This window comes from Luteolibacter sp. Y139, from assembly GCF_038066715.1.
GTDB classification, from domain to species: Bacteria; Verrucomicrobiota; Verrucomicrobiia; order Verrucomicrobiales; family Akkermansiaceae; genus Haloferula; species Haloferula soli.
The window spans coordinates 367,091-380,312 of sequence record NZ_JBBUKT010000005.1 but is presented as its reverse complement, the minus strand read 5'-3'; the positions used below and the strand labels follow the sequence as shown (position 1 = coordinate 380,312).

Genomic DNA, 13,222 nt, shown 5'->3' with positions numbered 1-13,222 from the left:
CCCAGCCTTTACAGCTGCTTTGACCCTAACGCCAGTGGCGGGATGAGAACCCATTTCCGAGCCCTAGCGAGGATGCTTTTTTGGGACGGAACACAGCAGTGGCACGTTTTGCAAGCAACTTGGCACGTTTCACCAGTGCAAGAGAACACGGACTATGACATCTTAGCAGCATGTCGGCAGGCAAAGTCACAGGCGACCGCTTCCGGATTTCGAGCCTCTTGGCCAAGCGATTGGCCGAACGGGGAATCTCCATCCGCACCGTGGAACGCGAAGCGGGATTGCCCCCGGGATTCCTTAATCAAGAAAAGATCCATGCTGCCACGGCGCAGCTCTTCGCCCTTTGGAAAGCCATCGGCCATATCAGCGGCGACCCGGCGATTGGCCTGAAGCTCGGAGCCGAATCTAGGTTCGAGCGATTTGAACCTATTCAGGTCGCTGCGGTGTGCAGCCGTACTTTTGGAGATGCCCTGCAGCGGGTGTCCCGGTGCAAGATCCTGACCTGTCCTGAAGAAATCCGCGTTCAAAGCGACGGAGCCGAAACGAGAATCAACTTCGTGTTCCTCCAGGATGAGGGTGCCGAACCCGAAGTTCTGGTCGACGTGTGCTTGGCTTGGGTGGTTGCTCTAGGCAGCCGGGGGAGCCAAGGCCAGATCCGGCCTCTTCGTGTGGAACTGGCCAGGACAGTCCGGCATCGGGAGCTGTTTGAGAACCACTTCGGCTGCCGCATTCGCTTCAAGGCCGGTCACAACGCTGTCGTTTTCCGGAGCGAGGATCTCGCGCGGCCGTTCGCTACCCACAATGAAGAGCTATTGAAGATTCTGGGAGCACAACTGGATCGTGAACTCGACGAATTGCGGTCCGACGCGGGTGTTGGCGAGCTGGTAAGACTGACCCTCAAGCGCACGCTCGCCGGAGGTCGTCCAGGTCGTGCGGATGTCGCCCGCGAGCTTCACCTGAGCGTGCGAACTCTCCAGCGACGGCTGAATGATGCCGGGCTCACCTTCCAGCGACTTGTGCAGGATACCCGTCACGAGTTGGCCCTCGAATACCTTGGCGAAGTCACCATCGAAATCAGCGAAGTGGCCTTCCTACTGGGCTACGAGGATACGAATTCCTTTTTCCGTGCCTTCCACGAATGGCAAGGCGCCACACCGGGAGAGTGGCGTGAGCAACACATGCGCTCCGCTTATTCCCGATCCACCGATAAACCGAAAACGAACCGATGAAAACACTGATGACCTCGTTAACATTCCTGGCCGGAGCTCTGGCCGGCAGCGGAACTGACAAGCCGCAAGGCGCGGACAACTTCTATCAAAGCGCAAAGGTGACCATGAGAAAAGTCACCTTCAAAACCCAATACAAAACAAATGTCGCGGGAAATCTGTTTGTCCCCACGACGCTGGCCCGGGACTCGAAACATCCCGCGATCATTGTCGGGCATCCGATGGGCGCGGTGAAGGAACAGAGTGCAAATCTCTACGCGCAGAAGCTCGCGGACCAGGGCTTTGTCACTCTGTCCATCGACCTGCCGTTCTGGGGAGGCAGCGAAGGCGATCCTCGCAACGCGGTGATGCCGGATCTTTACGCCGAAGCGTTCAGTGCCGGGGTGGATTTCCTGGGATCACAGGAGTTTGTCGATCGCGGCCGGATTGGTGCCTTGGGCATCTGCGGCAGTGGGAGCTTTGTCATCAGTGCGGCCAAGATCGACCCGCGGATGAAAGCCGTTGCCACGGTCAGCATGTACGACATGGGGGCCGCGAACCGGGATGCCCTCAACCATTCGCAGACTGTCGAGCAGCGGAAGCAGATCATCGCCCAGGCCGCCGAACAGCGATGGAAGGAGGCGGACGGAGCAAAAACGGAGCTTACCGGCGGAACGGTCCATGAACTGACGGCGGACACTCATCCGATCCAACGGGAGTTCTACGATTTCTATCGTACTTCTCGCGGCCAGTTCACGCCCGAAGGCAGCTCGCCAAATGCGACGACCCACCCGACATTGAGCAGCAACGTGAAGTTTATGAACTTCTATCCCTTCGCGGACATAGAGACGATCTCACCCCGCCCGATGCTTTTCATCACCGGCGATGCGGCCCATTCCAAGGAATTCAGCGAGCAAGCATACAATCTCGCCGGAGAGCCCAAGGAACTGGTCATGGTTCCGGGAGCCAGTCACGTCGATCTCTATGACCGGGTCGATCTCATCCCTTGGGACAAGCTCACCTCATTCTTCACCGCTAACCTGAAGCCCGCCGCAGATACTGCTCCGGCATCCGGGGCAGCCACCCCTTGATCACATTCAACCGATAGGAATCATTATGAATCATCCTTTGAACTTTAGCGGCAAGGTGGCCTTGGTCACGGGCGCGGCCTCCGGCATGGGACTAGCAACGGCGAAAGCATTCTCTGACGCAGGGGCCGTCGTGGTGTTGGCCGACTTTCGAGAGGAAGCGGTCGAGTCAGTCGCCGAGGAGTTGCGTGCCCGAGGACGCAAAGCCTTGGCCATCCGGTGCGATGTCAGCGACGAGTCGCAGGCGGCGGCGATGGTCGAGCGGACCGTGGCCGAATTCGGCCGACTGGATGCCGCGTTCAACAATGCCGGTGTGATGGCCAAGCTGGCACCCACTGCCGAAAGCACCCATGAGGAATGGGAGCGCGTAATCGGGATCAATCTTCGGGGCGTCTGGAGCTGCATGAAGCACGAGCTGATGCAGATGCAACGTCAGCAATCGGGGGCCATCGTCAACAATGCCTCCGTAGGTGCTCTCACGGGTAATCCGGGGATCGGCTCCTACATCGCGTCCAAACATGGCGTCGTCGGGCTGACCCGTACGGCCGCGCTGGAATACGCCAAGCAAGGGATTCGGGTGAATGCGGTCAACCCGGGTCTGATCGACACCCAGATTGCAAGGGATGTCGTAAGCGGTGACGAAGAAGCTTACCGGAATGCGGGCGACCAGGTTCCGATCGGTCGTCCTGGCAGACCGGAAGAAATCGCCTCGGCGGTGCTCTGGCTGTGCAGTCCGGCGGCAAGCTACGTCGTGGGCCATGCCCTCACCGTCGACGGGGGACTCACCGTCGGCTGACTTCCACTCAAAACGAGTATGAAGACGATCAGTCGAGCACTAATGAGCATCAGCCTTGCGGTCTTCGCCGGAGTCTCCTCGTCCTGCAAAGGCGAGGAAGCTAAACCCGAAACCGCCGCCAACCCCATATCCACCGTGAAAATCCGCCTCAAAATTGGCAGCAAGACCTTCGATGCAAAACTTGAGGATAACGAAACGGCCAAGGCATTCGTGGGCATGCTGCCGCTTACCGTAAAAATGTCCGATCTCCACAGGAATGAAAAGTTTCACCGGTTCGCCAGCGGCCTTCCGACGAAGGATGCGAACCCCGGCATGATTCATTCCGGTGACCTGATGATCTACAATTCCAGCACCTTGGTTCTCTTTTACGACAGTTTCCGAACTTCCTACAGTTACACGAAGCTCGGAAAGCTCGACAATCCGAAAGGACTTTCCGAGGCACTTGGTTCTGGTGATGTCTCCATCACCTTCGAGAAAGATTCCTGACTGCTGACGGCGGAACCCCGGAATCGTCGCGGGTCGAGGGGTGCCTTACAGGACCCCTTGCTCCGGCGAGCCAAATGGGGCCCATTTTCGCCGTCTCAGTGGGACCCTCCTGGACCCAATGCGACCCACTAGAGATGGGGCTTTTGCGAGTTTGAAGGGGGGCAAAACGGGTGGGGTGAGGCCCCTAGACTCCCGATCTAACAGGATTTCCCTTGGAGGATCTGGGGTTGACGGCGAGGTGGCGCTTTTCGTTCGGGACGAAGAGGCCGTGGGTTCGAATCCCGCCACCCCGACCACTCAGGCCCATTCAACCTGAGCATTCGATCCAGCCACTCCGGCTGTCATACCATTCCCCTAGGTGGCGGGATGAGATTGCAGCGGGAGCTTCGCGACCCATCTTTCCCGGCAAAGCCGCAAACTGGCAAAGACCCGCAGGGTCAAACCACTTCCGAGCCTAAGCGAGGATGCCTTTTGGGGTTGAACGCGGCGGGAGCTTCGCGACCAACCCCACTCCGGCGAAGCCGCTGATTGGCGTGGTCCGCAGGACAATCCCGCCACAGCTGCCACCACTCCACGCGCGGAACAGGAAGAAAACCCACTTCCCCAATGCTTCAACAGCACCTCCCCAAGCCCTCGCCCCGGACTCTATCTCCTTGATGCCTCTCGACTCCGCCACCCAACATCGCAGGAATGATAAACCGGCCGCGAATCCTCCTTCTCTGCTGTCTCCTGCTCGCCCTGCTGGGCGGCCCGATAGCCTGGAAGCTGGCAAAAGCGAACGACAGCAAGAACACACCTCCACCGAGCCCCCGCAACGAAGCAGGCCCATCTCCTACCTCAGACACCACGGCCAATGGCGATGAGAGCAAGAGCAGCCGCCGGGTCGTCGACTACACGGCCAAGGCCAAGTCCATGCTCGAACTCCGCCCCGGTGAACTCGGGGTGCTACCGGTTCCCGCCGACTTCCTCAGCGATTCTCCCAGCGACCTACCCGCTCCCCAAGGGGTTCCGCTCGTGAAGGGAATGGTTCACAAGGCACTCGCCCAGCAGTATCTCGAAGGAGCTCTCCGCCAAGGCACCGCCGCCCAAGTCAAGGTCGCTGCAGGCGCCGATGGCCTGGACTGGAAAGGCGAGAAGCTCGAGCTCAGCGCCCATCTGGGCAAACCTGACGAACCCTTCCCTGACCTTTTGGTCGATGCCTCCGCGGAAGGCGAAAGCACGAAGATCTCCCTAACGGTCCCCAGTGGAACCTGTGCCTTGGTCCGCTCTCCTCAAGGCGAGTCTGTCTTGATCGTGATCGGCGGGGGTTTTCCTATCGGCGGAGTGACCAGAGAGAAATGAAATGACTCCGGCAGCAGGATGGAAGTCGGCATTCCACGCCCCCTCGGCTGAGCACAGCGGAAGCTACTTCCCGAAAAACTCCCCCAACACACCCTCCATCGCCATCCCCCAGCTCTCATACGCCGGCTTCGCGAGGTGCAGCCGGTCATCCTGATAGAAGCCTGCCTTCCGGTTCCCGCTCCCGTCCAGGAGCTCCGGGCCGAAGTCCAGGAACCGCACCGCTTTCCCATCCGCCAGCGCCGCGATGCTCTTGTTCACCTCACCCGCGTAAGTGCGGATCCCATCCCCCGCATCGAACGCTGGCAGCATCCCCAGCAGCAGGATCTTCGAAGCCGGCATCTTCTCCTTCAGCTTCTCCACAAACACCCGGATGCCCTTCGCCGTGTCCGCCGCCGGATAGCCCGGCCACACATTGTTCACGCCGATCATCAGCACCACCACCTTCGGCTGGAGGCCATCGAAGCCACCATGCTCCATCCGCCACAGCAGCTGCGGCGTGCCGTCTCCACCCACCCCGAAATTCGCCGCATTACGAGGCGCATAGTACTTCTCCCACAGCTCCTTGTCCCAACCCAGCGTCAGCGAGTCACCGATGAAGAGCAGATCCACCCCGCCCTTCGCCGCCTTTTCCTTCAGCCCGTTGTGGAAGGTCATCCACGCGTCCGGGTATTCAGGATAGAATCCCTGCGCCGGCGACCACGCATTCTCCGCCTTCGCCGGAGCCTGCTTCGCTTCCACCGGAGGAACCACCTTCCCGTCTGTTAGAAGCTTCACCTCATCCAGCATGCCCGTCCCCTTCCCCTCCACCAGCAGCGCCACATCCACCTGCCCCGTTCCTTCGGGCAGCGTCAGCTCCTTGCTGACCTCTCTCCATCCCGCACCCGACGGACTATTACCCGCGATGAGAAAATTCAGCGCCTTCCACTCCTTCGTGTAGCACATCAGCCCCAGCATCGCGTTGGCCGCGCCTTCGGTTCGCACCTGGCCGGAGAGCGTCACCGTCTTCGGAAAGCTCCCGGCAGGAACCTGCACGCGCGCCATCGCCCTACCACCGGTCTCCAGCCGCAGTGATGCCGCCCCCGCGAAAGGCGCCGCCGTCTCTCGACTCAACACCCCTTCACCACTGCTAATCGCCCAGCCATCGGGAACCTTGTCTCCATGCTCCATCCCCGCATTCGGCACCAGGCTCGGCCCGGGATGCAACGGCAGCGGATTCCCCACGCTCTCCGCAAGCGGCGGCGCCATAGGAGCACGACGCACTCCTCCGCCCCCGATGTTCGCCGCACTGTTGTTATCCACCACCTGCAGCAGCGGCACCAGTCGCGCGACATCCTCATAGAAAGGCCCCGCCGATCCCTCCAGCGAGATCCCCAGCACCGACGCGCATTCCTCGCGCACCTCACGCTCCGCGCAGAAGTAGAAGACATCGTGCGCCGCATCATCGGAAATGTAGGCACCGTAATCCTGCAGCGCCTGCGCCAGCTTCCGCGCCACCGTCGTCTTCAGGCCCAGCCCGCTCAGATCCAGGTCCGGCTTCAGGCACAGCAGCGATCCCATCACCACCGCCGGATTGCTCCCCTTGTAGCCCTTCGCCGCATAGCTGTCGGCACGATCAGACGGCCAGCGGAACCCCGCCCGCTCCTTCCCGAAGTAAGTGAACTTCTCACAGAAGATGTTCACCTTGATCGCATGCCGGATCGGCTGCTCGTCTAACAACTCACCGCGCCGGATGCTGCCACCCAGCGCCGAAAGACCCGAGCCTCCATGCGAACCCGTGATGCCATCACCGCGCAAATCGGTCTTCGGAAAACGATACGCCCACACCGGACTCCCTTCCCGCGGCCGGCAGATCGGCCCCAGATTCTCCACCGTGAAGCCATCCGGCTGAAGCACCGCCGCACTGTAATTCGGAGTCCAGTTCTTCCGCGCATCCGGCACGATCAGATCGTCATTGAAACCCGCAGTCCCCAGCGATTGCGAACCACCCTCCCGCGTCTCCCATCCTGCCGGAGCAAAGATCTCGCGCTGCGGCGCACCGGGATTCGTCCTCGCCAGGATCTCCGGATCGATCGCCACGCCTCCGTTCGAGTTCAGCCCCGCCGGCACCAGCACCGCCCCGCTGCCCAGCGGCATGTTCCAGATGCTATCGGAAGCGAATGGCCACAGCCACGGATCGCGTGACGGGGAGTTGGCCGCCGTCGCGCAACCCATCAAAATGACCGCACTCGCAGCGTGTCGCACAAAGCCTGAAATCATGGGGCGGGCGATACGAAGCTCGCCCGGGATTGTTTCACCTCAGCCCCCCGGATTGAGCGTCATCGCAAGCCCCCTTCCCCCTGGGAGCGCCAGTCTTCAGACCGGCACGAATGGTCCCGAACTGCCGACTCCACCCTCAGCCACCCCCATCCCCGTCCCATCTTCTCATCCGTGCCATCCGCGTGATCCGCGGTAAAAACATCCGTCCCGATCCATCCATCCGAGTCCCAAATTCCCCAACGAACCCCTCCCATTCTCCAAACCAGCTACATTATCGTCACCGTCTGATCATCAAGACTTCCTGATTAAGCGTTGTAAACTTTTTAGAATTTCCCTAAAACCGGAGGCATGACGGCGGTCGCCCTCCTGTCTTTTTCAAACCTGTTGCCCGGCTGGGTGCTGGCAGCCTGGTTCGGCATCGTCGTTCTCGGTCCCCTCCTCCTTCTACTGGTCGCCTCATTCCGGCGATTGGGAAAAACCCGGAAGGTCACCGAACTCTCCCCCATGCCCCCGGCCATGCTCTCCCCGGACCTCGCCCGCTGCGGCCAGCCGTGGATCGGCCGCCTCGGCTACCTGGGTCACCAGATGATCCAGATCCTGCACCCCGCGGGAGACGATGCCCCGGACACCGCCACCTGGGTCCTGCCGAGCTCGAAGGACCGCTCTCTCGCACTGCTCACCGGCACCATTCCCCCCAGCGGCGGGAAGCCAGGCTTCGCCCTGCGGCTGATGACCTTCCTCGCCGATGGCCGCGTCATCGTCACTGCCGACCATCCGGTCACCCATCGCATACCGGGCCACTGGGCACTCCTGCAGCGGAGCTTCCGCACCATCGAGGAACAGCTCCAGGTCCATCGCGAACGGGTGGAAGAGCTCCGCGCCGGCATGGCCGCCATCTTGCCCGCTGCCGCCGAGATCGCCTCCCGCCTCGCCACCGAGGAACGCGCCATCAACGAGGCACTGCTCACCTACGGCGACTATCGTACTTCCGGCGAAACGGAAATCCGTCCCTCCCTCCTCCACGCGCCCGCCATGGTGCTGCGCGATCTCTTCACGCGCCTCGCCGGCCTCCACGCCCTCTCCACCACCAAGAAGGACATCGCCAGCGCGCGCAAGGATTCCACCCCGGGCGAAGACGAACTCTCTTCCGGCGGCGGCTTCAAGATCTCACTGGAAGACCAGATCGAGCAGGACATCCGCCGCTACCGCAAGCACGCCGACCAGCCGCTCGCCAAGAAATACAAGCGCCGCCGCGCCGCGCTGCTGCTCATCACCCTCGTCGCCTTCACCGCCGCCTTCGGCCACGATCATCCTCAGGAAACCGTCGCCATGCTGCTCGGCCTCATCGCCGTGCACGAGTTCGGTCACTGGCTGATGATGAAGATTTTCGGCTACCAGCGCATGGGACGCTTCTTCGTGCCCTTCGTCGGACCCATCGACCAGGGCAGCAAGCCGCACGCACCCGCCTGGCAACAGCTCGCCGTCATCCTCGCCGGTCCACTGCCCGGCCTGGTCTTCGGACTCGGCGTCACCATCGCCAGCTTCTTCACCGCGGATCTGCCCATGTGGCTGCGCGACCTCGGCGGGCTGGCACTTGCGCTGAATGCCTTCCAGCTCCTCCCCTTCCTGCCGCTCGATGGTGGCAAGGCGGTCGACCTGCTCATCTTCCGCGACCTACCGATCCTCCGTCCGTTCTTCACCATCGTCTCCGCTCTCGCCACGTTCGCCGCCGGCCTGATGGTGAAGTCGAGGGCGCTGAAGGTCCTCGCCATCACCATGTTCTCCGGCCTCGCCTGGGACTTCAAGATGATCAAGGTCGTCCGCGGCGGCCGCCGCCTCGGCTGGGCCGGCACCGTCGATGACGATAAGGAAGCGCTTGAGAAAATCTTCCGCGGCGTACGCGAGGAGAACAATGACAGCTTCCTCCGCGGCGGCGATTGGCAGCGGCAGATCGACGTCCTGTTAGGCGAGGTCCTGCGCAAGCGCGCCGGCTTCGTCCTGCGCATCTTCGGCGGTGCCTTCTACAGCTGGTCGCTCGTCATTCCCCTCCTCCTCATCGTCTTCCTCTTCACTGGAAAATTCATCGGCAGCGCCGGCCAGTTGAATCGCCTCGCAAAGGACGTGGTGGAATTCCGCGAAGGCTTCCCCGTCGAGCAGCGGGCCGTCACCCAGGTACAATACGATGCCGTCACCGGACTCGCCGGCCTCACTGACGACGCCGTCGCCTCCGGCATGGGAACGCCCCGCGAGCTTGCCACCCTGCTCCCTGCCGAGGTCACCACGGAACTCGACAAGCTCGATTGGACCGCCGCCTCGATCACCCTCCACGGCGGCGAGCTCGAGCCCGCCACCCTCTCCATCTGGCTGGAGAGCCTGTGCGCCCGGATGGAGACCGCCACGAAAAATGGCCAGCACGCCGAAGCCCTCCGCCGCGCGGAAATCCTCCTTCACGGCCTGAACGCCCTCGAACCCGCCAGCCTCCTCAGCGAGCGCGAACCCATGTGGGATGCACAGCTCCGCGTCCTTACCGCCGTCGATCAACTCGCCGCCTCCGGCAAGCTCGATGCCGCGACCATCCAGCGCCTCGACGCCCGCGTGAAAGCGCTGAACAAAGCCCCGGTTCCTGCCGTGGAAAGCCTTCTCCTCGTCGACAGCTGGGGCCGTCGGCAAGCAGAGACCGCACTCGTCGCGCCCAAGCCAGCAGATGGCCCCGAACCGGAGTTCGACACCCGCTTCTGGCGTCTCGCCACTCCCCAGTCGCGGAACCTCTTCAACAACATCGTGGCCTTCAAGGACGCAACGCCTGCCACCGTCCTGTTAGGGCGCTACTGGAAGAAGTCCGGCAAGGTCGGCGAACTCCCCCCCGAATTCGAAGGCGGCGTCAAGGTGCACCCCGCACCCGGCGAGGCCGAATACATCGCGGCCTTCTGTGATCACCATCGCCAGATCGCACTGCGGCGCATGACCACACTCTCCGCTCTCGCCATGGAAACCTATCGCCTGAAAAACGGCGCGTTTCCCAAGCAGTGGAAGTATGCCATCCCCGGCGGCGCTGAACTCAGCCTGGACAACACCAGCAGCCCCTGCCTGAAGCTCATCGACCACCTGAAGGAAGTGAGGAAGCCCTATCCCGCGTGGCTCGGCCCGCTGAAGGACCCGGCCACGGTGGACTACACCTGCCCGCTGAATCCCGCGCAGGAAATCTCAAAGCGTTGAGCAGCACGTGGCGAAAGGCCTGCGCCCTCCCGGCGGGGCGCGGACCGTAGCAACATCGCAACTTGGATTCATCGCACGGCCACGCTCCAAGCCCCAAAGGGGCGAAATGAGATAGCCCGGGGCATCGCCCCGGGTTTCATGGCACATGGGATTGGCACCCTGAAGGGGGGCGATGAGGCCGGTATTACTTTGCGAGCCCCAACTCCCCCTCCATCACCCGCACGAAATCCTCCTCACTCGAAGGCAACCCATGCAAAATCCTTCGGTCTGCAATCAACAACTTCGGCAACTGCTTCGTCTTGCTCGAAAAAACCACCCAATCCTCCGCATCCACCCTCAGCATCTCATCAATCCACGCCTCATCCTTCGCTCCTCCACCCACCTTCTCCCGCGCCAACCGCAACCCCGCCTGCGCATCCGCAAACAACGCATGGTGCACCTCCTCGAACTCCCCCGGCGCACTTCGCCACACCGCCAGCGCCGCCCGCGAGATCTCACAGCTCCCCTCGTGCACCGTATCCTTCGGTCCTAACAAACGATTGCACGATCTCTCCAAAGCCACCGGCAAAACAATCACCGCGATCTCCCGCGGATGCCGCGCCCGCAGCGTCTCCAGAAACCCATGCATCGTCCGGCAAGCGGGACACTGGTAGTCGAAATACTCCACCAGCACATGCTTCGCATCCGCCGGCCCCAGCCTTGGCAAAGCCTCCACATCATACCGCTTCGCCCCTCCATCGAAGCTCACCTTCCGTCCCCCACCTTGCGCGTGGACATCCGTCACAACCGCAGCAACCGGCGCAGTCTCCTCAATCCGATGCGTCGCCGGCACCGGCCCGAAAACCTGGATCAAGATCGCCCCACCCATCGGCGCCAGTCCCCCACCGACCGCGGGCAACCAGTTCACCGAAGCCATTCCCCTCAGCTCCCGCCACCCCATCCCAATCGTCCCCAGCGCCACCCCATGCGCTGCAAGACACCACCCACAGAAATGATGTAGCACAAACGCCTGTACCCCGACAAACCACACCACCGCCCCGCCTAACAGCACCAGGCAACTCGCCAGCAACCCCGGCCTCCGCCACTTCAGCGCGATGCCCGTCACCACATACGTCACCAGCCCGAACCACGGCACCGGCACCCCCGCCACGAACGACCACCGCGACGAAAGCACCTCGTCACAAGTGCTGCCACACCCCGCGACATCGCCAAGCGACGACTTCAACACCAGCAGCCACACCTGGATCGCCACCCCGGCAGCGATCAGCAGCCACAGCCACCTGGCCTTCATGGCAGCGCCGCCGAGAACCGGATGAAGCGCTTGGGGTGCAGCGAATTCCGCGGCGTCAGGTCGCGCACGGTCCACAGGTTCGGTTGATCGGATACCACAGCGGTGACACTAGCACCGGATTGCCAAAGCGAAAGATTCTCCGACACCTCCACCGTGAAAAGCGCCAGCCGCTCCCGCAGCCGCGGCACCGAGAGCTGCAAATACTGCTGCCCCCCACTCTCGAACCAAGAGCTCGCCACAGCCGGTGGAAGCCCTGCCACCAGCGGCGAAGTCCCATAAACGAACTCCATCAAGTTCGACACCCCATCATGATCCGGATCACCCTCCGGACCATTCAGCACCTCACCGGCCAAGGCACCCGCCGCCCACTGCGCATAGCTGCTCACCCCCGCCGACTGCATCAGGAAGGGCGACCCGCTCGCATGGATCGCACCCAGCACCACCTCGTTCGCATCCTTCGCATTCCACTGGATCAGCGGCGGATTGAAGGGATTCGCCGCCGGCCATTTCCAGGACGTGCCGCGAAAGAGAATCCACTCGCTGCCGGCGGCCGTGTTTCGGAAGCCCCAGATCCACGCCTTGCCATTCACCGTGAAGGGCGCGGCATTGTCCTCCAGCGTGAACTGCGAATCATACAGACCCGTCGTCGCGTTGTAACCCGTCGTTTCCGCAGCCACCCACTTCGATGCCCATTGCGCCGCATTCGATGCGGTCGGCACGAAGCTTCCGGTAAATGCCCCCAGCTGGAACTGGAAGCCGCCATCCATCGGCGCGCCCGCGCTATCCAGATTCACCGCCGCCGGATCGCTGAACCACGTCACCGTCTCCGCATCCGCGGCGGCGAGCAGGAACAGGGCGAGGAGCGTGCGGATCACAGGCAGACGTATTGTTAGAATCGGCGACGACGGGTAATGGACGCGAGACCACCCAGCGCCAGCAGCAGGAAAGCCGTCGGCTCCGGCACGAAGGTGTGGGTCTGCAAGCCATCCGCAGCCGGATTCGTCACCACCCCGCCGCCCTGGATTCCATCCTTCGCTCCCCAGACCGGAGGATCACCATCGATGTCGCTCACCGCCCATTGCGTCGGCAGGCCATTCGGGCAGCAGTTCGGATCGGCGAGCGGGAAGATCCACGTCGAGGCGCGGGCCAGCAGCCACTCGGTCATTGGCACCGGCAGGTCGCCATTGCGAATGAAGATGAATGCCTCCAGCCCCTCGAAACTTCCGGACCCCGGCGTCAGCCACGAGCTGTTGCTGCGGCCATCCGCCGTCATCTGCACCGAGGATGCGAAGTAGCCGAGGCTCTCATTGTAGCTCGCCCGGTCGAAGACATTCCAGTGGTCCACCCACTCCTCCACATTTCCCTGCGTCGGCTTGAAGCCCACATCAAACGCACCGAGCTCGAAGACGAAGGAATTCGTGAGCCTCTCACCCTCGCTGTCCCGCACATTGTCGAAGACTTCATTCCCCCAATCCAGCGTCTGCGAATGGGCGGCCGTCGCGCCGAGCAGCAGCGCGATCAACGGGATGCATTTCATGAAGCGAGG

At 62.3% G+C, this 13,222-nt stretch carries 10 protein-coding genes; 6 read left to right on the top strand and 4 right to left on the bottom strand.

Annotated features, from left to right (window positions below; translation table 11 throughout):
* Nucleotides 1-170: 170 nt before the first annotated feature.
* The 5 genes from WKV53_RS15300 to WKV53_RS15280 all read left to right on the top strand — a co-directional run bounded on the left by WKV53_RS15300 (nucleotide 171) and on the right by WKV53_RS15280 (nucleotide 4,913).
* Complete coding sequence (locus WKV53_RS15300) at nucleotides 171-1,226, top strand: AraC family transcriptional regulator (protein WP_341405643.1); 1,056 nt, start codon at nucleotides 171-173, stop codon at nucleotides 1,224-1,226.
* Entirely contained in the window at nucleotides 1,223-2,293 is a 1,071-nt protein-coding gene (locus tag WKV53_RS15295) for an alpha/beta hydrolase (RefSeq protein WP_375341833.1), read from the top strand. Before WKV53_RS15300 ends, WKV53_RS15295 begins: the two co-directional genes overlap by 4 nt.
* A gap of 25 nt (nucleotides 2,294-2,318) precedes the next feature.
* Entirely contained in the window at nucleotides 2,319-3,086 is a 768-nt protein-coding gene (locus WKV53_RS15290; RefSeq protein WP_341405641.1) for a glucose 1-dehydrogenase, read from the top strand.
* 18 nt (nucleotides 3,087-3,104) lie between these two features.
* The gene (locus WKV53_RS15285) at nucleotides 3,105-3,572 is read left to right on the top strand and encodes a cyclophilin-like fold protein (protein WP_341405640.1); all 468 of its coding nucleotides are present in this window, start codon (nucleotides 3,105-3,107) and stop codon (nucleotides 3,570-3,572) included.
* A 690-nt stretch (nucleotides 3,573-4,262) separates the two neighbouring features.
* Complete coding sequence (locus WKV53_RS15280; protein ID WP_341405639.1) at nucleotides 4,263-4,913, top strand: hypothetical protein; 651 nt, start codon at nucleotides 4,263-4,265, stop codon at nucleotides 4,911-4,913.
* Between the two features lie 63 nt (nucleotides 4,914-4,976).
* Here the strand turns inward: WKV53_RS15280 and WKV53_RS15275 are convergent, their stop codons facing one another.
* A complete protein-coding gene (locus WKV53_RS15275; protein ID WP_341405638.1) occupies nucleotides 4,977-7,169 on the bottom strand; it encodes a GDSL-type esterase/lipase family protein in 2,193 nt (730 codons plus the stop codon).
* Between the two features lie 348 nt (nucleotides 7,170-7,517).
* Here WKV53_RS15275 and WKV53_RS15270 point away from each other — a divergent pair, with 348 nt between their 5' ends.
* Nucleotides 7,518-10,385 (top strand): site-2 protease family protein, encoded by a 2,868-nt coding sequence (locus tag WKV53_RS15270; protein ID WP_341405637.1) that lies wholly within the window; start codon nucleotides 7,518-7,520, stop codon nucleotides 10,383-10,385.
* A 184-nt stretch (nucleotides 10,386-10,569) separates the two neighbouring features.
* On the opposite strand, the gene WKV53_RS15265 is transcribed toward WKV53_RS15270, so the two are convergent.
* Genes WKV53_RS15265 through WKV53_RS15255 form a run of 3 tightly spaced genes read right to left on the bottom strand, consistent with a single transcriptional unit; the run spans nucleotide 10,570 to nucleotide 13,213 of the window.
* A complete protein-coding gene (locus WKV53_RS15265; RefSeq protein ID WP_341405636.1) occupies nucleotides 10,570-11,676 on the bottom strand; it encodes a vitamin K epoxide reductase family protein in 1,107 nt (368 codons plus the stop codon).
* A complete protein-coding gene (locus WKV53_RS15260; protein WP_341405635.1) occupies nucleotides 11,673-12,551 on the bottom strand; it encodes a hypothetical protein in 879 nt (292 codons plus the stop codon). The genes WKV53_RS15265 and WKV53_RS15260 overlap by 4 nt, the downstream gene beginning before the upstream one ends.
* Before the next feature lie 14 nt (nucleotides 12,552-12,565).
* Complete coding sequence (locus WKV53_RS15255) at nucleotides 12,566-13,213, bottom strand: PEP-CTERM sorting domain-containing protein (protein WP_341405634.1); 648 nt, start codon at nucleotides 13,211-13,213, stop codon at nucleotides 12,566-12,568.
* Nucleotides 13,214-13,222: the final 9 nt, after the last annotated feature.

Bases quoted from the DNA above. Each gene is read 5' to 3' on its own strand.
- WKV53_RS15300 (WP_341405643.1), top strand. From the start codon at position 171: ATGTCGGCAGGCAAAGTCACAGGCGACCGCTTCCGGATTTCGAGCCTC.
- WKV53_RS15295 (WP_375341833.1), top strand. From the start codon at position 1,223: ATGAAAACACTGATGACCTCGTTAACATTCCTGGCCGGAGCTCTGGCC.
- WKV53_RS15290 (WP_341405641.1), top strand. From the start codon at position 2,319: ATGAATCATCCTTTGAACTTTAGCGGCAAGGTGGCCTTGGTCACGGGC.
- WKV53_RS15285 (WP_341405640.1), top strand. From the start codon at position 3,105: ATGAAGACGATCAGTCGAGCACTAATGAGCATCAGCCTTGCGGTCTTC.
- WKV53_RS15280 (WP_341405639.1), top strand. From the start codon at position 4,263: ATGATAAACCGGCCGCGAATCCTCCTTCTCTGCTGTCTCCTGCTCGCC.
- WKV53_RS15275 (WP_341405638.1), bottom strand. From the start codon at position 7,169: ATGATTTCAGGCTTTGTGCGACACGCTGCGAGTGCGGTCATTTTGATG.
- WKV53_RS15270 (WP_341405637.1), top strand. From the start codon at position 7,518: ATGACGGCGGTCGCCCTCCTGTCTTTTTCAAACCTGTTGCCCGGCTGG.
- WKV53_RS15265 (WP_341405636.1), bottom strand. From the start codon at position 11,676: ATGAAGGCCAGGTGGCTGTGGCTGCTGATCGCTGCCGGGGTGGCGATC.
- WKV53_RS15255 (WP_341405634.1), bottom strand. From the start codon at position 13,213: ATGAAATGCATCCCGTTGATCGCGCTGCTGCTCGGCGCGACGGCCGCC.